The sequence below is a fragment of the Bacillus sp. PAMC26543 genome (genome assembly GCF_014250375.1).
Taxonomy (GTDB): Bacteria; Bacillota; Bacilli; order Bacillales; family Bacillaceae; genus Bacillus; species Bacillus halotolerans.
In genome coordinates, this window is sequence record NZ_CP060193.1 from 3,403,380 (window position 1) to 3,424,152 (window position 20,773).

19 protein-coding genes and 1 pseudogene are annotated in these 20,773 nt (G+C 37.6%); 10 read left to right on the forward strand and 10 right to left on the reverse strand.

Features of this window, described 5'->3' with window-relative positions:
• Nucleotides 1-38: 38 nt before the first annotated feature.
• From H7F27_RS17200 to H7F27_RS17225, 6 genes are all read right to left on the reverse strand, one after another.
• Complete coding sequence (locus H7F27_RS17200) at nucleotides 39-758, reverse strand: YebC/PmpR family DNA-binding transcriptional regulator (RefSeq protein WP_010333282.1); 720 nt, start codon at nucleotides 756-758, stop codon at nucleotides 39-41.
• 169 nt (nucleotides 759-927) lie between these two features.
• Nucleotides 928-1,107 (reverse strand): phosphatase RapH inhibitor, encoded by a 180-nt coding sequence (locus H7F27_RS17205; RefSeq protein ID WP_185848199.1) that lies wholly within the window; start codon nucleotides 1,105-1,107, stop codon nucleotides 928-930.
• The gene (locus H7F27_RS17210; RefSeq protein WP_185848200.1) at nucleotides 1,097-2,239 is read right to left on the reverse strand and encodes a response regulator aspartate phosphatase RapH; all 1,143 of its coding nucleotides are present in this window, start codon (nucleotides 2,237-2,239) and stop codon (nucleotides 1,097-1,099) included. Before H7F27_RS17210 ends, H7F27_RS17205 begins: the two co-directional genes overlap by 11 nt.
• Nucleotides 2,240-2,402: 163 nt before the next feature.
• Complete coding sequence (locus H7F27_RS17215; RefSeq protein ID WP_185848201.1) at nucleotides 2,403-3,416, reverse strand: hypothetical protein; 1,014 nt, start codon at nucleotides 3,414-3,416, stop codon at nucleotides 2,403-2,405.
• A 104-nt stretch (nucleotides 3,417-3,520) separates the two neighbouring features.
• Nucleotides 3,521-4,441 (reverse strand): DUF5655 domain-containing protein, encoded by a 921-nt coding sequence (locus H7F27_RS17220; protein ID WP_185848202.1) that lies wholly within the window; start codon nucleotides 4,439-4,441, stop codon nucleotides 3,521-3,523.
• Nucleotide 4,442: 1 nt separating this feature from the next.
• The gene (locus H7F27_RS17225; RefSeq protein WP_185848203.1) at nucleotides 4,443-4,787 is read right to left on the reverse strand and encodes a hypothetical protein; all 345 of its coding nucleotides are present in this window, start codon (nucleotides 4,785-4,787) and stop codon (nucleotides 4,443-4,445) included.
• Between the two features lie 166 nt (nucleotides 4,788-4,953).
• Here H7F27_RS17225 and H7F27_RS17230 point away from each other — a divergent pair, with 166 nt between their 5' ends.
• The 5 genes and pseudogenes from H7F27_RS17230 to H7F27_RS17250 all read left to right on the forward strand — a co-directional run bounded on the left by H7F27_RS17230 (nucleotide 4,954) and on the right by H7F27_RS17250 (nucleotide 9,070).
• The gene (locus H7F27_RS17230) at nucleotides 4,954-6,960 is read left to right on the forward strand and encodes a T7SS effector LXG polymorphic toxin (protein WP_185848204.1); all 2,007 of its coding nucleotides are present in this window, start codon (nucleotides 4,954-4,956) and stop codon (nucleotides 6,958-6,960) included.
• Between the two features lie 5 nt (nucleotides 6,961-6,965).
• Nucleotides 6,966-7,448: an antitoxin YezG family protein gene (locus H7F27_RS17235; protein ID WP_185848205.1), complete on the forward strand. Its 483-nt coding sequence runs from the start codon at nucleotides 6,966-6,968 to the stop codon at nucleotides 7,446-7,448.
• A gap of 91 nt (nucleotides 7,449-7,539) precedes the next feature.
• The gene (locus H7F27_RS17240; RefSeq protein WP_185848206.1) at nucleotides 7,540-8,013 is read left to right on the forward strand and encodes a TIGR01741 family protein; all 474 of its coding nucleotides are present in this window, start codon (nucleotides 7,540-7,542) and stop codon (nucleotides 8,011-8,013) included.
• A 92-nt stretch (nucleotides 8,014-8,105) separates the two neighbouring features.
• A pseudogene (locus H7F27_RS17245) lies at nucleotides 8,106-8,554 on the forward strand (TIGR01741 family protein).
• Between the two features lie 33 nt (nucleotides 8,555-8,587).
• Nucleotides 8,588-9,070: an antitoxin YezG family protein gene (locus H7F27_RS17250; RefSeq protein ID WP_106047654.1), complete on the forward strand. Its 483-nt coding sequence runs from the start codon at nucleotides 8,588-8,590 to the stop codon at nucleotides 9,068-9,070.
• A 212-nt stretch (nucleotides 9,071-9,282) separates the two neighbouring features.
• Here H7F27_RS17250 and H7F27_RS17255 read toward each other — a convergent pair whose 3' ends face one another.
• Complete coding sequence (locus H7F27_RS17255) at nucleotides 9,283-10,365, reverse strand: competence protein CoiA (RefSeq protein ID WP_106047653.1); 1,083 nt, start codon at nucleotides 10,363-10,365, stop codon at nucleotides 9,283-9,285.
• Nucleotides 10,366-10,727: 362 nt separating this feature from the next.
• On the opposite strand from H7F27_RS17255, the gene H7F27_RS17260 reads away from it, so the two are divergent.
• From H7F27_RS17260 to H7F27_RS17280, 5 genes are all read left to right on the forward strand, one after another.
• The gene (locus tag H7F27_RS17260) at nucleotides 10,728-11,411 is read left to right on the forward strand and encodes a tetratricopeptide repeat protein (protein ID WP_313770541.1); all 684 of its coding nucleotides are present in this window, start codon (nucleotides 10,728-10,730) and stop codon (nucleotides 11,409-11,411) included.
• A complete protein-coding gene (locus H7F27_RS17265; protein ID WP_185848207.1) occupies nucleotides 11,401-11,598 on the forward strand; it encodes a hypothetical protein in 198 nt (65 codons plus the stop codon). Before H7F27_RS17260 ends, H7F27_RS17265 begins: the two co-directional genes overlap by 11 nt.
• Nucleotides 11,599-11,911: 313 nt before the next feature.
• On the forward strand, nucleotides 11,912-12,166 hold the full coding sequence (locus H7F27_RS20955) for a hypothetical protein (RefSeq protein ID WP_260627283.1): 255 nt from the start codon (nucleotides 11,912-11,914) through the stop codon (nucleotides 12,164-12,166).
• Between the two features lie 9 nt (nucleotides 12,167-12,175).
• Complete coding sequence (locus H7F27_RS17275) at nucleotides 12,176-12,325, forward strand: hypothetical protein (RefSeq protein ID WP_185848208.1); 150 nt, start codon at nucleotides 12,176-12,178, stop codon at nucleotides 12,323-12,325.
• A 560-nt stretch (nucleotides 12,326-12,885) separates the two neighbouring features.
• Nucleotides 12,886-14,640, forward strand: a complete 1,755-nt coding sequence (locus H7F27_RS17280) for a retron Ec67 family RNA-directed DNA polymerase/endonuclease (RefSeq protein ID WP_260627284.1) — start codon at nucleotides 12,886-12,888, stop codon at nucleotides 14,638-14,640.
• 1,297 nt (nucleotides 14,641-15,937) lie between these two features.
• Here the strand turns inward: H7F27_RS17280 and H7F27_RS17285 are convergent.
• From H7F27_RS17285 to H7F27_RS17295, 3 genes are all read right to left on the reverse strand, one after another.
• Nucleotides 15,938-17,230 (reverse strand): AbiJ-related protein, encoded by a 1,293-nt coding sequence (locus tag H7F27_RS17285; RefSeq protein WP_185848209.1) that lies wholly within the window; start codon nucleotides 17,228-17,230, stop codon nucleotides 15,938-15,940.
• Nucleotides 17,231-17,991: 761 nt separating this feature from the next.
• On the reverse strand, nucleotides 17,992-19,374 hold the full coding sequence (gene rlmD, locus H7F27_RS17290) for a 23S rRNA (uracil(1939)-C(5))-methyltransferase RlmD (RefSeq protein ID WP_185848210.1): 1,383 nt from the start codon (nucleotides 19,372-19,374) through the stop codon (nucleotides 17,992-17,994).
• A gap of 223 nt (nucleotides 19,375-19,597) precedes the next feature.
• Entirely contained in the window at nucleotides 19,598-20,509 is a 912-nt protein-coding gene (locus H7F27_RS17295) for a diacylglycerol kinase (protein ID WP_185848211.1), read from the reverse strand.
• Nucleotides 20,510-20,773 lie beyond the last annotated feature (264 nt).

Below are 20,773 nucleotides of genomic sequence, written 5' to 3' on the forward strand. Positions count from 1 at the left end.
ACAATAAAAAAAGCAGACCATGACAGTCTGCTCCTTTTTTATTCACCAAGATCTACGTTATGATACACCTGCTGAACGTCTTCCAAGTCCTCTAACGCGTCAATCAGCTTTTCGAACTGTTCCTTCGCGTCCTCAGGAAGTGTCACTTCACTTTGCGCAAGCATGGTCAGCTCCGCTACCGTAAATTCCTCAACGCCCGCGTTTTTAAATGCCTCCTGCACCGCATGGAATTGATCCGGCTCCGCATAGACGATCACGCTGTCATCCTCTTCTAAAATATCGCGGACATCTACATCCGCTTCCATGAGAATTTCAAGCGCTTCATCAGCCGTTTTGCCTTCCACACCAATAACAGCCGTTGCGTCAAACATGTAAGCGACAGATCCGCTCACACCCATGTTTCCGCCATTTTTTCCGAACGCCGCACGCACTTCCGGCGCCGTACGGTTCACATTATTCGTCAGCGCATCAACGATAATCATTGATCCGTTCGGCCCGAAGCCCTCATAACGAAGCTCATCATAATTTTCTTCCGCTCCGCCCTTCGCCTTCTCGATCGCACGTTCAATGATATTTTTCGGCACACTGTAAGTCTTCGCGCGCTCAAGCACAACCTTCAGCGCCTGATTGGATTCCGGATCAGGCTCGCCCTGCTTTGCCGCCACATAAATCTCACGGCCAAACTTTGCGTAAACCCGACTCGTATTTGCGTCCTTAGACGCCTTCTTCTCTTTAATATTGTTCCACTTACGGCCCATGATGTTCCACTCTCTTTCATTTATATCAATCTAAATACTGTTATTCACTTTAACCATTATACCTCAAATGCTTTGGTTGTTTCGAGTGTCTTGCGTTAGAAATAGAAGGAATGCGGTAGTTTAAAAGTACGAGACGACACAAACTTCCAATAAAGCAAGAAAAAAAGCCCTAGCTAAGGGCTTTCTTATCCGGATCAGTCATGACATGATGAGGGGAATGATCGATATACGTTGTGTTTCGATCCGTTGATTCCTTAAAATCGCCGGACTGTGTCAAGAAAGGAACCGCAATGCTTCCGCAAATAAGGGGAACAGCAAGACACAGCATCACTTTTTTCTTAATAAGCATATAAACACTCTCCTTTTTGAATATCCTCTTGCGCTTGCAGCACTTTTCGGTAAAGCACAGCAGCATCTTCAAAATGACAGCGGCTTTCAAATACAGATGCCGCACTTTGGGCACATGCTTCCACATAGGCGTGCAGATTCTTTTCTTCAAAGCAGCTCAATACATCATGAATCCTGTCTTCATCCATAACATCTTTGTACAACGCCTGTAAGAACGTATACAATTCTTTATAGTATTTATGGTGAAGCATACTAGGATATTTTTTGATATATTCTAAGCCTTCATCTATAAACTGAAACGCCTGCTGTTTTTGTCCAGCTTTACATAATGTCCAGCTTAACCCAAACAGTACTTTCGGCAGCAAGTCAGGGACCGTTTCTCTGCTTACTTTCTCCGCTTTTTGGAAGTGCTCAATTGCCAAATCATATCTTCCTGACCTGTCATAACTGTTGGCGATGTTCAATAAAGAGATGCCAATGAACCTGTCGTTTTGAATGTCCATTGCCAGCTCCAGCGCCTTTCTTAAATGCGGGAGGGCTTTATCATAACATCTGAAGTCATCATAATTTCCCGCTACGATAAACAAGCTTTGTATTCTTCTCATGCTATATAACGGATGATCTTGATAAATGTCTAAGGCTTGAAGGATATGATGCATCGACACATGAGTTTGTTTCATATTGTAGTATGCTTCTGCCACTTTAAAATGAAATTCCGCTTTCTCGATTTCATCTGTTACAAACGGAAGCTCCTTCTCCGCCTCACGGTAAGATCCAATCGCTTCAACATATTCTTTCTGATCAAATTCATACATGCCGCGGAAAAACAAAGAGTAGTATTTCAAAAGGCCTGTGAGTTTTTTCTGAGGGGCTTCAATCGTTTCTAAAAGCTCTGTCACTGTAGGGCGATTCCCGTATGTTTGTCCCGGCTCCAAATAATCCAGCATCAGCTGGTGCCGAAAACACATGAGAGAATAATAGATCAGCAAATCCTGATCCTCTTCCATCTGCTGAATGTCCTGCTCCACCTCCGCTTTCAGCACCTCAGCATCCGGAACACTGAACTGGCGAATCATCTTGTACCATTCATTAATCTTAACACCAACACGCGAAGACGGTATCGCTTGCTTCACTCGCTTCCCTCCCTCTCTGTAAGATATGTCATATTCTATCAATCCCAAATTTTGAAAACAATACGAAAGGAAGAAATTGTTTTTTCATTCTGTCAATTTGTTTTTCTCCGCAAAAAAGGACCCCATGGAAGGGTCCCGTGTCATTCTTTTTTCATATACGTTTTCACTGATCGTACACCACAACAAAATCCTGAACCTTCACTTGTTCCTCAGGCAAATCAAACTGATAAAGCATCTTCTTAGAATGGATATCAAACACACCCACGTACCCGCCAATGCCCTTTTTATGCTCTTCCTGGGCAACAACATACAGTTGATTCCCCTTAAACTTTGCATCCATATAAGGGAATTTTAAGCCGTATGTGCGAAAAGAAAAGTCCTTCCCATACTCAAGCAGGTTCGCTTCCCCCTCTTTGTCTTCGTACGTCACATAAAAACTGCCGCTTTCTTTGTCATAGTACACGGTATCAGCATCTTCAAGATCATCAGGATAAGAAATATACTTCGTCTTCCATGTCCCTTTTTCAATCACAGTCAGTTCATGCTGCGAGCTCGCGACAATAAATTCCTCCGAGTCTGCGAATTTATCAGCGTATGAGGCTAAGCTCAGGGTCTCTATGATTTCCTCTGTGTTTCTGTCAATCACGTAAATTGCCATGCCTTGAATGACATAAATATAATTCTCGTCACTCGACCCCATCGTGACAAGCGAAGGCAAGGTGAGGTTATATTCCTTTTTCGTTTTTCTGTCGTTTATGCAGATGTCATTCCCCGTCGTATCAACGTTATATGCCTTAACAGAGACATCCTTTCCCTCATACCAAAACGCAAATGGATCTGACAGCGGATGCTTTTTTATGGCATCCTTCTCCAGCGTGTAATAAAAGGACTCATGTTCCGCTAATAATACAATGTCTGTTGATGCGTAAGACTTCGTTTGGATGTACGGCACATCCGCCACCTTGAACGTGCGCCTATTAAATCTTTCGCCTGTTGAGGTTGAGAGCAGCGTGCTTTCGTTCATGAAGGGATTGGAGTAAATAAAAAAGATGCGGTCTTCTTTGGGATGAATGGCGGAAGTTTTGACAGGATACGCATTCTTATTTTGAGAGTAAATATATGCAATCGACAAAAAAACACTTGCGAGCAAGCCTAAAAATACAAAACGCCTCTTCATGCAAACAACTCCTAGAAAATGGTTAAAACCTATATGTAGTTTTCAACCTGCTCTGCACGTTTTCCTTGTAATCTAATAAAAAAAGAACTTCTCAATGGAAGTCCTCACTTATTTTTCTCATAGGATTGCTTGATCAATCCCATGATATATTCAATGTGTTCGTCGTCCTTTATGAAAATCTCATAGTCGCCATTTCCCCAGTGGCCGGTCTCAGAGACATCCCGCATTCTCTCTTCAGGATCCTGCAATTCTCCCTTTTTCATATTCACCCACACCTTAAGTCCGCTTTTTAAAAGAGAAATATCCACGAAGTTCCGCTTATTTGACGTAAACGCAATATAAATCTTCGTCGGTTTGATTGAAATATGATCGTCCAAATTTAAAATGAATTCCTTTAGCTGCTGATAAAGCTCTATGATGTCAAATGGCTTATCTGCAAGGTGATCCTCTTCAGAAAACACTTTAATTTCTTTACTGACCTCTTGAATGGTCTCACTTTGCCTCGAAATGGTCTTAATCGACTCGGATACGCCCTCAGCTTTCATTTGATTCATATGAATCAGACCATTTTCATATCTTTTAATCTCCCACAATTCAATTGGAAGATCTTTAAAATGGATGGATTGCTTTTGATACACTGTAAAAACAGGTGAAATAAAAATGACCTTAGACTGCGACCAGTCCACATCATCCCGCTTTAAAGGACGATCATGAGTCTCATTGTATTCAAGAATAAAATCAGCTTTATGATTAAGCATCGCCGCTAAATAAGCATAGCCTTGGTCAACAACACTAAAGTTCTTCGTATTTTTATACTCAATAATCACGAAAGCATTCGTCTCATCATCAAACGCTAACGTATCAATGCGAAAATTACTGATTCTAAATTCAGATTTTACAAACCTGAGACCTAACATCTTCCGAAGATTGGTTTCACATAAATCCTGAATCTCTTTTTCTTTTTTAAACGGCTTCTCGCAAATATCTTCTATCTGATTTTGGTTGTTTACTTTATAGAGATACATGCTAGGCTCCTTTTACTAGTTCCATTAAGGTTTCTAAAGATAGACTTGAAACCGGATTTTGCGTTTTCGTTTTCAGCGTACTGCCAATCAAATAAGAATAGTCACGGCACTCTGCCAATTGAAACCGGACTCTATTATTCGTTTTAGTGATCTTGGCGGGTTCATCAGATTCCCAAGCGTCAATGATCTTGTAAACATTTAAAATCACACCGCTCCGAACAACAATTGCTTGTTTACATTCCTTTGCCCTGGATAATTTCATATCCCAGTTCCCGCAGGCGCGGTTTGTTAGCGTGTCGCCTTTTTGAATATCCTTGATCTTTATGATTAAGAAATCTTTATCCAAATGAGCTCTTCCCCTTTTTATTGATCTATCGTCATCATATCAAATCTGTGCATATATACACATGCCAAACGACTCATTTTTCCATCGAAACACGTTTCCACAGCCATTCTTATCCTGCTCCGTGGTAAAATTTTGATATTGAGCGAACAAAAGAAGGGAAATGGTCATGAAAGTACTTGAAGCGAAAACACTGCTTTCGGAAGCGACAAATCGTGCAAAAGAGTACAAAGAACTAAGAACCCAAATGGTCAATTTGAGAAAAGCCTTAAAAAGCGTCGCCGATCTTGGCGACAGCGAATTCTCAGGAAAAGGCGCCAGCAATATCAAAGCCTTCTATCACGACCACGTCGGTGTCACCGACCAATGGATCGACTACATCGACATGAAAATCGCATTTTTCAACAGCATCGCCGGAGCCGTTGAGGATAAAGCCCTCTCTGACGCATACATCGAAGAATCCTTTCTGGAACATGAGCTGGCAAACGCCCACAAAAAATCGAAATCCATCATGTCCGAACAGAAAAAAGCGATGAAAGACATCCTGAACGATATCAACGACATCCTCCCGCTCGACCTGTTTTCAACAGAAACCTTCAAAGACGAGCTGGCCGATGCCAACGACAAACGCAAAAAAACACTGGAAAAATTGGACGCCTTAGACGAAGACCTGCAGACAGAATACGCCCTGTCAGAACCAAACGAACAATTCATCAAGTCCGACTTCCAAAAGCTCCAAGAAGCAACGGGCAAAGGCAAAAACGCCACACCCATCCACTACAACGCCAAAGCGTACCGTGAGAGTGACATACATAAGAAAAAAGGCGACATTGAAAAGCGGACTGAGGCTTACTTGAAGATTAAGAAAGAGGAAGCGAAGGAACGAGAGATTGAAAAACTGAAAGAAAGACTGAAAAACTACGATTATGCGGATGCCGATGAATTCTACGAAATGGCAAAAACGATCGGCTATGAAAATCTGACAGCAGAACAACAGAGATACTTCACCCAAATTGAAAACACGCGTGAGTTTGAAGCAGGCTTCAAAGGGGTCGCCGTCGGCCTTTACGATTCAGGAAAAGACGCGGTCACAGGCCTGTGGGATATGGTCACAGATCCGGGCGGAACCGTTGAAGCCATTACAGGAGCGGTGGCTCACCCGATCAAAACGTATGAAGCCATTTCAGCAGCAATCGAAGAATCGTATCAAAAAGACATGGTGAATGGTGACACCTACTCACGAGCAAGATGGGTGTCATATGCGGTTGGCACTGTTGTCACATCAGTTGTCGGCACAAAAGGCGTAGGCGCCGTCTCAAAAACCGGCACAGCCGCCAAAGTGACGACCAAAGTCAAAACAGCAGCAAGCAAATCAGCAAAAGCCCAAAAAGCCATAACGGTCTCAAAACAAACCGTTGATCACATCAAACAAAAAGTAAACACAGGCATTGAAGTATCAAAAAAACACGTCAAAACCAAGTTAAATCAAATCGGAGATCTCACACTTGCGGATATTCTCCCCTATCATCCCCGTCATGACTTAGTGCCGGCAAGCATTCCTTACAACGCAGTCAATGGGGTCACACTTAAAGAGGGACTGCAGAAATTCGCCAAAGTCATCCTGCCGAAACCGTACGGAACGTCATCAAGCGGAAGACGAACTCCAGCGCCACATGTATCGCCGGTAACCGTCAAATACGGCGAGCATTATGCAAAATGGAGCAGAAAGAAAGTGCTGAAGCCAAATGTTGTCTATAAAACAAAAGAAGGCTACACGTACACCACTGACAACTATGGTAGAATTACAAGTGTCAAAGCCGACTTGCAGATGGGAGAAGCAAAACGTAACCAATATGCACAGTCTAAAGCAGGTAAACCAGACCGGCTGACAGATGACGACGGAGGCCATTTAATCGCCACCCAATTCAAAGGCTCAGGCCAGTTCGACAATATTGTGCCGATGAATTCTCAGATTAATAGGAGCGGTGGTAAATGGTACAAGTTAGAACAGGCATGGTCGCAGGCGCTTAAAGAAGAGCCTCCAAAAAAGGTTACTGTCACAATTGAAAATGTGTATGAGAGCGATTCGTTAAGACCCACTTTATTTGATATAACATATAAAATTGGAGAAGAAAGAACAAAGAGCATAACAATTAGAAACCAATTTGGAGGCTGATGAAAATGGAAACTGCTAAAATGGAACAACTATATCAAAAGATTGCTGAAAAAATAAATGATATGATTCCCACTGAATGGATGAGGGTTACTCTATATGCCGAAATTTTGGATGACTCCAGAGAAGTTTATTTTTTCTTTAACACACAAGAAGACGAAGAATATATTTATTCACACGATATTCCAGAACATTTCCAAGTGAGTAATCGAATTTACAAAAATATGCTACTAGACCTTCAAAATTTATTTGATGAATTAAGGGATGAATTTAAAAAGCAATCCTCAGATACTTGGACTAACCTCACACTAAATTTAGAGAGAAATGGGGAGTTCTCAATTGATTATGATTATGAAGATGTACTCGCTTCAAAATATACTGATACTGAGCGACAAGTAATTTGGGAATATAAGCACTTGGGAATTACGCCAATAAGCGAGAGCAGCAGAAAGTTCCTTGAACAATATCTAAATGAACAATCGGATAATTAAATGATCAAAATGTAGTTTTTTACGTACAGATATTAAAGATTATCCAATATTAAATAATGTCATCATCGAATCGAAGTTAGGGGTTAATCTATTGGAAACTCAGAAGAAAGTGGGGGAATTATATCAAAAGATTGCTGAACATCTAAATGAAATGATTCCATCTCAATGGAAAAAGATCATTTTATATGCTGAAATACTTGATGACTCAGCAGATATATACTTTTATTTTACAACACCAAACAACAGCGATTATTTATTTTCTCATTATATACCTGAACACTTTGATGTGAGCAAAGAGATTTACGATCAACTGCTAATTGAACTTCAAGAGCTATTTGAAGAACTAAAAGAAGAATTTAAGCTAGGCAATCAAGATATTTGGACAAATCTCACTTTAAAATTAGAAAACACCGGAAAGTTTTCAATTGATTATAATTATGACGATGTTTTATCGTCTGAACTTGATGACCTTCAAAGACGAGATGTTTGGAAATATCAAAATTTAGGGATATTGCCTAAAGATGAGGACGATAAAGAATTTGTAATAAACTACTTCGGTCTATAAATCAAAAATGGCTCAGCTTTTTACTGCTGGGCTATTTTTTATAACTAGGATTTCTCGACGATTGGAGGTGAAAAAGGTTGGAAACTAAGAAAATGCAAGATTTGTATCAGATTATTTGTGAGAAATTAAATGACATCATACCCTGTGAATGGACAAAAATCTATCTTTATGCAGAAGTTTTAGATGACTCCACCATGATTCATTTCCACTTCAAGACACCAGAAAAACAACAACTTATTTATTCACAAGATACACCTGCCCGATACAACATAAGTAAAAATGTCTTCAAAACTTTATTGAGGGAAATTAGAGAACTTTTTGAGGAATTAAGAGTTGAGCACAAAAATAATAATGATCAGGTTTGGACTAACCTTACATTAACATTGGAAAGAAGCGGAAGGTTCCAACTTGATTATAATAATATTTTGGCATCTGAGTTAGATGGGTATCAAAGAATTGCATTATGGGAGTACAAACTCTTGGTATCTTGCCTGAAGACGAGGAAGATCAAGAATTTTTAATTAGCTACCTAAATCTATAAATTTGATATAGCTCTTGAAAACTGGAGGTTAGCATGGATACAGAAAAAATGGGTGAATTATATCAACAGATAGCAGAAGGCATTAACGAAATCATTCCTTCTGCATGGGAAAAAGTCATTCTTTATGCAGAAATACTCGACGATTCTTCTGAAGTTTTCTTTTATTTCAATCCCCCGCAAAGTGAGGGTTATATATATTCTCATAATATTCCTGAACATTTTCATGTTAGTGAGGACGTTTATGATGAATTATTATTACAATTACATGACTCATTTGAGGAATTACGAGATGAGTTCAAAGAAAATAACCAGGATGTCTGGACGAACTTAACACTTCAGCTAAAGATGAACGGAAAATTCTCAATAAAATACGATTATGAGGATGTTTTACAATCTCAATACACAATATCTCAGCGGAAAGCAATTTGGGTTTATGAACACTTAGGAACCTATCCTAAGAGAGAGTCGGTAAAAACTTTTTTAGAACAGTACATACAGTCTAAAAGCGAACATTAGGAGGATAAACGATGTCACTTCCATCATTTAAATATAATCCAAACCCGATAGCATTAAACGTAATTAGTAAAGAAAGGACCATCTGCCCTGTGGTCCTTTCTAATCTAATAAGTATTAAATTTTAGATTTTTCTTGTGAATTATCCTGGTACAAAGTGTTCTACAAAACAAACCCCACAAGCAAAGCTTTAGAGGATGTGTTCTTATAACTAGTTATTTCAAACCAAATATTTTTTTAAAATAAAAAAAGATGGTTAGCCATAGTTTCTTTTCATTGCTTTTCTTTTCTAAAGGTATGTTAAAGGAGTCGTTGTTTTTCTTATCCTTAATCTTGATATGTTCTTTGGGGTTCTTCTCCAGATTATTGATAGAAACACTCTCCACAACTTCTTTTTTATTATTCTTCAAATTCTTCTTAGATTCCTGAACTGAAGATTTCGAAATTTTTGGTTGGTTAGACCCCTTGAAATGATCTAATATAGATTCGAGATCCATAATCTTTTTTGATAAAAGAAACTCATCTCTCACGATGTTAATTCGTTCATCATCCACGAATAAAAGAAAAGCAATATAGTTGTTTTTGCGTTCTACTTTCTCAATCTTGAAAAAGGTTGAAGGGAAGATCCATTTTAACTCAGAAAAGAGATTTTTACTCTTTGTCTTGCTATTGCCATAACCATAATACAAATTTTTCTCGCTATATATCGAGTCTTTTCCCAATTGGCACAAAAATAACGACTCATTATTGTCTCTTCGTATGATCCTGTTGAATTTAAAATCCATTTTCACAGGAAAAAAGCCATATTCACATACTTTTTTTGCCTTAGGAGTTTTTTTGCCGGAACATCTTTGGATAAATCCTTTGTTATCCATGACAAAAAGAGAATCTAACCGAAGCATTTCCACTAATTCGTAAGGGATCTGTTTTCTCCTTTTCTCAGTATGAAATTGCTCGTAACCAAATCTTTGGATATGGAAGATCCAAAGAACAGGATGACCAAGCTTATTATAATCCTGAGTTCGTTCTTTGACTTCCTGAAATTCTATTTTGGACGCTTGGAACTCTACTACAAGAGTTTTTGATTTTCCACAAATGACCATATCTGCTCTTCTATTTGGAACGAGACACTTTTCCAGATCAACTTTTAGATTAGGATATTTCTTTTTCAAAAAATCATAAAATCGCTTCTTCATTTCGTAGTGCTCTTTACTTTCATTTTCCCCCGAAAAAGGGCAGTCAACTAAAGTTTTGTGAGCAAAATGTGGGTGATTAATTTCGCCCTTCCTATATATCATTTTACTATTGCAATGCGGGCAATAATAAGTATCTCCTTTAGATAACTCTTCCCACGCATAGACAATTTCTTGAGATTCATTTAGCGCTTTTATTTGCAGTGTCTTTCCCCTTCCTTTCTACGAAAAGCGGAAACATAACAATTTGAAACCGCTCATTAATTCCTCAAAGCACATCCCTTTGACCCTTAGTTCCATATCACTTATTGTAACAAAAAAAGCTTAGCTCTTGAGGCAAAACTGTTTAAACTCCCACCTTTAGCAACTCTGATAATTTTTAGATAAAAGAAAACACAATTCCTTATATTTGAGATGAAATTAAGGGGGCGGAATTTTATTTTAAAATGGCTGAAGTGTTTTACCATATGAAACAAACCCATGTCTCAATGCACTATTCTTCTCAGGCGTATAACATCTATAAAACACACGACCTTTACTCAGTCCGCCGCATACAATGCCATTTTGTGATCGCAGGAAACTACGACGATTTAGAAAGTCATGAAAAGGCGCTCCCTCACCTCGAACAGGCACTAAAAGGCGCACGGCTTCTTGAAAGCAAAAACAAGCGGATTTACGGCCAAGCTTTATTCAATATCGGAAATTGTTATCTTAAAATGGGCGAATTGACGAAAGCAGCAAAATACATGGAGAAATCGATTCTCCAATTCAAAAAATCAAATTTCAACAACTTGACACAAGCTTACCACGATTTAGCCTTAATTTATTTTCTTCAACATAAACAAGAACAGGCAATGGATTGTTTCAGAAAAGGCGTACGCTTCGCATGTAAATTCAACGATGACCTATTTAAAATCATGTTTGAAGGATTACAGGCGCTATTTATCCAAAAAGGAGAAGCATCCATTTTATTAAATGTTTTCAACAAATTAGAGACATCCCAAGGATATCCTTATATGGAAGAGTTGGCATTATTAGCCGCAAAGTTTTATACTGAAGTTGGGCAGATGGATGATTCTGTTATTTGTTTCAAAAAGATGGTTCATGCCCGCAAACAAATTCAGAGAGGCGATTGTTTGTATGAAATTTAAACTGACGTTGTGCGCTGTAGTTGCTTTGATGGGTGTAAGCTTTATCAGTTCTTCCTTAGAAAATGAAGTAAATGTGGCATCCAGAAACATGACAAGCAAAGCTGCAAACGATTCAACGAACTCCCTAACAGACAAAGCCATCTTTGACAAGGACATGACGATTGCAGAAAACGGAACGCTTGGGTAAGGACAAGACGCAGCTTTTGGCTGCGTCTTCTTTTCTGAAGAATGTGATTACAAGGTGATAGTATGTTTTATGTTGAAACTCTCATATGCAAACCAAACAAACTCATAACCGATTTATCTGATTTGCCTAACAAGATCGATACTTATTTCATACCTATTGATCATTTCCATGAACTAAGAGAAATAAAAACTAGATCTTGATTTCAACTATATAGACGGAGCCATTCAATTCAAATACGGAGATCAATATTTGCTGGATGTTATACATTGGGACCTAGTTAGTCGATCAATTATGGGCTTACTTACTGAATGTAATGGAAGAGGTTTTAAATAAAGGCGAAGGAGAAACTTATTTTCCAGATCAGCCTTTAAAACTACATATGAAAACAATCTCAACCGATTTAATGCTTTTTCATATTGAAACACAAAAAAAAATTGTATTGCCTAAACAAGCATGTTTCAGTACTTTACTAACAGAGGCTCTGGCATTTTTTAAATCGATGGATAAAGTTTATGATTATCACTGCCACTATGAATTAAACAAAATAAAAGACTTAAAAAAAAGATAGGTGGAAGCGATGTATAGCCAATTAAGAGAAATTGTAAATCTCTTAGAAAAGAAAAATAGCCACGGTCAAACAAATATACTTTCTGTTGAACACTTCAAAGAACAACAAGACAATCTAAATGACTTATCTGCAATAATAAACGATATGGATAACTTTTAACGCATTGATCTTAACAATGTTCAAGATGCTGATCAACTCCTGTTCGAAATCCACCAAATGATGACCTCACTATGAATGGCATATATCCGAAATTAGTTTTAAATATAAAATTATCAAGAAAAACAAAGAAACTTAAGCCTTTTCTAAGTTCCAACACAGTCACACACTCCACTTGTGATGAGTGCTGTCGGTCAATAAATTAAGAGTAGTAGAATGCACCTTTGAAACAGAAATAAATACTCTCATGCACTAAACCAATATTTAAATGTATTATACTTAGAAATACACTAGCATTTAAACTATAAGATGAAGAATCAACGACCCCATATAAGAAGTAAAATTTTGTATTGAAGATTATTTATGATTATAAAAAATTAGTGTATAATCTTATATGCGTGTGGCTAGATTTTTTCGCTTGTGTTTCGCAAGTGTTGACAAAAATGGTAGAGGCATTTGCTTCTCCGACTCTCCGTATTACCATGTCGGTAAATTTGCTGATGTGTACAGTTTTCAACGCCTAATGAGTAGCCACACGTTATTAATTGAGGGAGTATTAGATAATGAAATTTAACGATATAGAAACACGAAACGACCTTGCAGATTTTCTGAAAATTCCGAAAAGTCAACTTAGTTACTTATTGTATTTTAAAGACGTTAATAATTCATACACATCGTTTGATATAAGTAAGAAAAATGGTGGCATACGTAAAATTAAAGCTCCAACAGACGAACTAAAAGAAATTCAAAGAAAACTTGCAGAAGCCCTATACAAACATAGGGAAAAAAAGCAGAATAATAACAACATCTCTCATGCATTTAAAAAAGACAAGAGTATTATAACAAACGCAAAAATACATCGTAATAAAAGATTTGTTTTGAATATTGATTTAGAAAACTACTTTGAAAGTTTTCATTTTGGTCGTGTCAGAGGTTTTTTTGCTAACAATAAAAATTTCCTCCTACCTATGAAAGTAGCCACAGTTATAGCACAAATATCATGTTATGATGGAAAGCTACCTCAAGGTGCTCCAACGTCTCCTATCATCTCAAACTTAATTAGTGAGATACTTGATCGAAGAATAATGAAAATTGCAAAGAAATATAAACTGTATTATACACGTTATGCGGATGACTTAACGTTTTCGACCAATGATAAAAATTTTTTAAATCTACAAACGGAATTCTATGAAGAAATATCTGAAGAGATAACAAACTCTGGATTTAAAATTAATGATAAAAAGAACAGGTTACAGTTTAGGGATTCTAGACAGGTGGTAACTGGACTTGTTGTTAACAAAAAAATAAATGTAAATAGAATTTATTACAAGGAAACCAGAGCAATGGCTCATCAACTCTATACACATGGAAAGTTTGAAATTAATGGTGAACCCGCCACCCCTAATCAGTTAGAAGGAAGATTTTCCTTTATAAATCAACTAACTTGGTACAATAACAAAATAGATGGTGAAAAACATACTTTTTATAATTTAAGTTCGAGAGAATTACAGTATCAAAAGTTTCTATTTTATAAATACTTTTTTGCTAATTCCAAACCATTAATTGTAACGGAAGGTAAAACGGATATAGCTTATTTAAAATCGGCATTAAAGAATCTCTATGCAGAATATCCTAATTTAATCAATAGAAATAGTGATGGAACATTTGAGTTCAAAGTATCTTTTCTAAAAAAAACAAAGAGATTAGCATACTTTCTAAAGATTAACCAGGATGGCGGCAGTGCACTAAATAATATTTATGATTTTTATAATGATAGTAAAAGGAACAAGTCTACTCCTAATTATCTGCGTATTTTCAAGGAATTAAGTAACACTTCACCGGAAAACCCTGTAATTTTAATGTTTGATAATGAAATTAAAAGCGAGGGAAAAAAACCTATAGGTAGTTTTCTTAATCATGCAAAGCTTAATTTTAAAAAGAAGACCAAATTAAGCAATGATTATATGGTTGATATCGTAGATAATCTATACCTCTTAACTGTACCTTTAGTAAAAGGAAAATCAGAATGTGATATAGAGGACTTATTTGATGATGGTGCTCTTTCACAAATAATTGATGGAAAAGAATTCACTAAAGAGAATGACTATGATCACTCAAAATACTATGGCAAAGAGATCTTCTCAAAGTATGTTGAATCTGACTATTCCAATATTAACTTTGATAGATTTAAATCGGTCTTAGATAATATGAACTTTATAATAGACACATACAAGAAAGAACATTTAAATAAAGAACACAGTTTAGACACAATAAACACAGATAACAGTAATAAGGATCAAGTTCCTTTAGAAATATAGTTTTTAAAAAATGGGCTTCACTATAGTGCGGTCCATTTTTTTTGTTAAAAATTTTTCATACCTTGTAATATATTATATTGTTTTATAACTATAATATTTTATCTTCAAAAAATGAAAGGGGATGTGCATATGGACAAAGAAACCTTTTTTACAAATGCAATTATCAGAAAGAGTACAAGAGGTTAATAATCCTTTTACACGACTATGATTAAAAATAATTCAGTAAACAAATCGGTATTCCTTCAGTTATATTCAGTAAATATGAAATAGATGCATGAAGGGGACTATCTGTATTATAAAGCTGACAAAAAATACTCTCCACTCAAGAAAGAATTTTTATATCCTAGGAACATCCACGATGCTCTAAAAAAGCCAATTAAACATGTTGAAGAAAAAGAGTTCCTTTTTCTTAATAAACGAATCTACAACAAGGGTTTAAAGTATGCTAACAAGAGCACCAGGATGAATACCGAAGTGTACGAGGAATTTAGCAGCTTTTGCGAGGAATATTACTCACATCTAAAAATGCAGGATGTAATTGGTTTTTAAAATTCACGTAATTATTACCATTATAGAAAATCCACCTATCTTTCTAACAAATATGCACTATTATTATTTAAATTTCTATTTAAAAAGGTCCTAATTATTAATTCGTCACTTTTAAGATAGAGATAGACAATAAGTGCCCTGAATTACAAAAACTGCTAACTTACTGTAGCAGCTTTTTGTATTAATCTATTGTTTTTCTTTTATTAAACAAAATTGAAATCGGACAATTCCTGTTTATAAATGAGAGTTTTTAGAAATTATTCAAAATGTTTATTTTCAAGCCAATATAAGTCGATGAAAAGAAAAGGCCGTTTACTTCTTTTGCTATAATTTCATAGCCTTCTCTCCTATCAAATCTATTATTTCTCTTCGAGTATTTATGTTTTAACCAGTCTATTAATTGAAAAAAAGCATTGAAAGATAGGATTGCCAAACTTTTGTATCTGTATTACTCTTGTTAATCACTCATTCCTCAATCTTAATTTTTTAATGTGAGTTCCGTTGATTCTGTCTACCTTTTTGCTTTCTCTAATAATATTAACATTTATTTTAACTAACTCTATTTCATAAGAATAATATCAATAAATATGTAAACGTAATATTCTTTTACTGATAGAGGAAAGGTTAAATGTAATCATATAGTTCTGTACAGGAAGCAACAATCATTTAAGTCTCTCACTTCCCTTTAATCAATAAAATAGTGACATTCTCACTATAGTAGCCGAAAATTGTTCTATTAACAGTTATATTAAATCACTCCTCCATTATCCAAATATCGAATGGCGGTCGTGATTAAAGAAAGGCAACGCTTGTAAAAATAATGGTAATGTCTATTATCCTCAATATCAACTTTTGTGGTTTCGTGATGACGGATCCTAAAGTTGTTTCCAATTTTTGTAAGCTCGTGAAATTCATTTTCAAATAATTTTTTAAAGGGTTCCTTGTTACTACTCATATCTTCAGTAATTCTATTTATTGATTTTTTCTTATCTAGCGTTGGTGAATAATATGTCTTTAGTCTTTCCAAAGCATCCCAAAGTTTTTCAACAGCAATATTTAAATTCTCTTTCTCATAATACCTACTAGCTTCCTGAAGTAGTTCTTTCAGTCCTGCCTCGCCAATCGAAGCCCATGAACTATTTGTTATGTGACTAGTTACCAAGCTTTCAATTTTTCCATTATTTAACCTCAGAGAAATACTATTCAAATTAAATATTGTATTAATATCTGCCGCAAAATCACTATTACAGTACTTTTCAAAAAACTCTATTGCATCTATCACATTATAAGGCGAAGTGGACAAGACAAATTCTTTGGGGCTATCAGTTTCGACATATTTATTCTCTTTATTAAAGCATTTGGGAGTATAAAACATCTTTATATCTTGAAGAATTTCTTCACTTACTAAAACATCATATTCCCATCCCGTTTCGCTTACCTTTCTAATTCTGGAATCATATTTCTCAAAGATTTTGTAAATTTGATTTCTTGCTTCCCGTTTAATTTTAAATACTATTTCTTTCTGTTTTATCGCTTTCTTATTTCTTTGAGAAAAAGGAACAAACATGTAATTTTCTGCTTGATATATTCTCCAACTATACACATCACGGTTGGAGATTTTCTCGGCAGGATATAGTTCATAGCCATCATGCTGTAATAATTTATTTATCTCAGTAAGAAAATCCATCCAATACCCTTTTTCAATTCTAACTGCCGGATGAAATATTTCACAAATAAATCTCAAGTATATTTCATCGTTCCCATCTTTTAAATGAAACCGTTCGTCCTCAAACACCCAACAATATGGGTAATCATCATTGTTTATCGTGTGTTGCCATATATCACCTTCAGCATCTGAAAATCTATAATCAGAACTTGGCATACTTTTTAAATCATATAATCTTTTTAGAAATTCAATCTCATCCATTTGTCCGGAATAAGGATAAGTAACTTTTTTCGTTTCAAATATTTCTTCTATATCCATTCCGTTTTGAAACAAATCAAGAATATCACGCTTTGTAATCTCGCTAATCCGGTTCACAATTACGAATCATTCCCCTTTCAATATTATCCAAAAGAAAACTACTTGCATAAAACAATTTCAAACAATAAGTTTTGTCTTCCACTATAAAGTTTATGTATGCTCTAAATCTTTGTTATCAAAGCAAAGGGGCATTCCCAATCTATTTAGCCTTCTCATCAGAAATGGTTTTAATAGGGATTTCCATAACTCTCCTTCTTTATGTTTGTATATTTAACAGACATAAAACTAAACTTGGCAAGTATAGGGTAATTTTTTGAACAATAATAGCTCTAATACCCTTTACAGAAGATAATATAGCGGTCTTTTCAAAAAATAACTTTGATTTTTTAATATAGGCTTCTGTAAAATCATATTACAGTCCAAGCAAGCACTAAAAACATATACCTCATTGGATGAATTAATCATCAGGAGGAACATACGTGGTGAGATTCAAGATGAGGAATACAAAATGCTCATTGATTACAAAAATTTACAGATTAAAGAACTAATGAAGAAAGAGTAACATTAGAAAAAAGGTTGCTTGATTAAAGATAAAACGATGGCCTATCAAAGCTGATTCAGCAAATTAAGGAATCACTAAAAAAACTGTCCTCGATGAAAAAATGGTACACAAACTTATAGAACGAATAGAAAGAAATAAAAGAAGATGGAAGTCCGAGAATTTTTTAAAGGTTCTCGGATCACTATATATCTTCTTTTTTACTCAATAATTCTCATGAATTCTAGGTCTGATTTATAATTTCTTTTTTTAGTGTTGATTATTCGTCGTTTAGTACAAGCAATACACAACACTCCACATGATTCGTATGCGGAAACATATCCACAGGCTGCACTTCGCGCGTCGCATACCCGCCATCCTCAAGCACCCGCAAATCTCTCGCAAGCGTACCCGGATTACAGGACACATACACTACCCGCTTCGGCTTCATCTCCACAATCGTCCGCAGGAGGGCTTCGTCGCAGCCTTTTCTTGGCGGGTCGACGACTAGCGTATCGGCCGTGATACCTTCTTCATACCATTTTGGAATCACGGTTTCCGCTTCTCCAACCGCGAACTCTGCGTTTGTGATGCCGTTTAATTCAGCGTTGCGTTTGGCATCCTCAATTGCTTCCGGCACAATTTCAACGCCGTACACTTTTTTCGCCTGCTTCGCCAGGAAGAGAGAAATCGTTCCGATGCCGCAGTAGGCGTCGATGACGGTTTCTTCACCTTGCAGCTCTGCGTACTCAAGCGCTTTGTCGTAGAGCACTTTTGTCTGCTCCGGGTTGACTTGGTAGAACGATCTGGCAGAGATGGCGAATTTGACGTCTCCGATGAGGTCGTAGATGTATTCTTCGCCCCAGATGACGTTTGTTTCATTGCCGAAGATGACGTTTGTTTTGTTTGGGTTGATGTTTTGCACGATAGATTTGACGTGCGGGAATTGCGCTGTGATGTCTTCGATAATCTTCACTTTGTTTGGGAAGTCGTTTGTTTTTGTGATGAAGACGATCATCATTTCACCCGTAACGACGCCGTATCTGACCATGATGTGGCGGAGCCAGCCTTTGTGGCGTTCTTCGTTGTAGGCTTTGACACCGTAGTTTGCGCAAATGTCTTTGACGGCTTGAACGGCTTCGTCGTTTTTGGATTGCTGGATCAGGCAGGCGCTCATGTCGATGATATCATGGCTTCTTTGCTGATAGAATCCGGCGACGAGTCCGCCTTCTCGTTCTCCCACCGGCACCTGTGCTTTGTTTCTATAGTTCCATGGGTCTTCCATGCCGAGTGTCGGGTGCACGGTGACGTTGGACAGGTCCAGCTTGCCGATCCGTTCTAAGACGTCTTTGACTTGTTTCTGTTTAAACAAGAGCTGGCCTTCGTAGGTCATGTGCTGAAGCTGGCAGCCGCCGCATTGCTTGTAAATCGGGCATGGAGCGTCGGTCCTGTGCGGGCTTTCTTCCTTCAGTTCGATCAGGCGGCCGAAGGCGAAGCCTTTTTTGACGCGTGTGACTTTGATTTGGGCTTTTTCTTCCGGCAGAGCGTTCGGCACGAAGATCGGGAAGCCTTGCACCTTTGCGACGCCCGCTCCTTCGTGCGTCAAATCTTCAAATGTCACGTCGTAGTATTCATTTTTTTCTACTGGGGGTTTCATTTTCATGTATGTTCACCTCTTGTTTTAAGCGAAAGAAAAACTTGGCCTATTAAAGCCAAGTTTCAGCGTGTAGGCAAACCTTCGCATTCGTTGTCAGGCCTGTGCTCCGATGCTCGTTCTTCCTAGACTTCAAAGGTTTTCAATCACGCTGAAAAGATGACAAAATCCTAAAACGAAAACTGTTTTAGGATTTTGTCAACATTCTGAGCTTGGCTTACAAAGCCAAGTTTTAGTCATCCAGCTGTTCCGCTTTCTCTTTCGGCATGGCGACGTGAATGTGTCGATACAGATTCACGAATTCGCCCGGCAGCATGCCGCCGTACTCGCCGTCCAGGTTCAGCTGCATCTTTTCTGATACATTGACTTTCACGCGGTTCGCTTTTGTATAAATAATGTGCTGGTCGTTGATGTGTTCGCCGCGGAGCGCCATCGATGCGACTCTGATAAATTCAGCAAGGTTTGCTTTCTTTAATATCATCAAATCAAACATGCCGTCATTCAGGCTGGAATCCGGCGCGAGTTTTTCGAACCCGCCGACGGAATTTGTCAGCGTGACCAAAAACAGCATGATTTCACCTTGAAACAGCTTGCCGTCATATTCAATCTCGACTTCTGTCGGACGAAGTGAAGGCAGCATTTCCATTCCCTTTAAATAATAAGCAAGCTGGCCGAGCATCGTTTTGAGTTTGCTTGGGACGTCGTACGTCAGCTCCGTCAGGCGGCCTCCGCCGGCGATATTGATAAAATACTGGCCGTTGACCTGTCCGATGTCGATCGGGCGGGCAACACCGTTAATCACTGTATCCGCCGCTTTTAAAATATCCTCTCGCGGAATGCCAAGCGCTCTGGCGAAGTCATTTGTTGTGCCGACAGGAATCACGCCGAGTGTCGGACGATTGTCTAATGGGGCAAGCCCGTTGACGACCTCGTTGATCGTTCCGTCTCCACCTGCCGCAATGATCAGGTCAAACTCACGCAATGCCGCTTCCTTGGCAGCGTGCGTTGCGTCTCCCGCGCATGTTGTGGCATGGGTAGAGGTTTCATAGCCAGCTTGTTCAAATTTTTGCAGGACTTGGGCAAGATGCTTTTTAAAGACCTCCCGTCCCGAAGTCGGATTGTATATTATGCGTGCACGTTTCATTATCTCATCATCCTACTTAAGAGTATCCGATCCATTTTTACACTAACAACCTTTAATTATACTATGAGTTAAAAAAATCGCAACAAAATGTACATAATCTTACAGGTGAAAACGCACAAAAGCTCAAAACTGATTCTTGTTTTGAGCTTTTGTCATCCTTAACATTCTTTCAGCTTGATTGAAAACCCTTGTAGTCTAGGAAGGAGGAGCATTGGAGCGGACTTCCGCAGGATGCGGTGACAGCGGCGTTTGAGCAGGATGCTC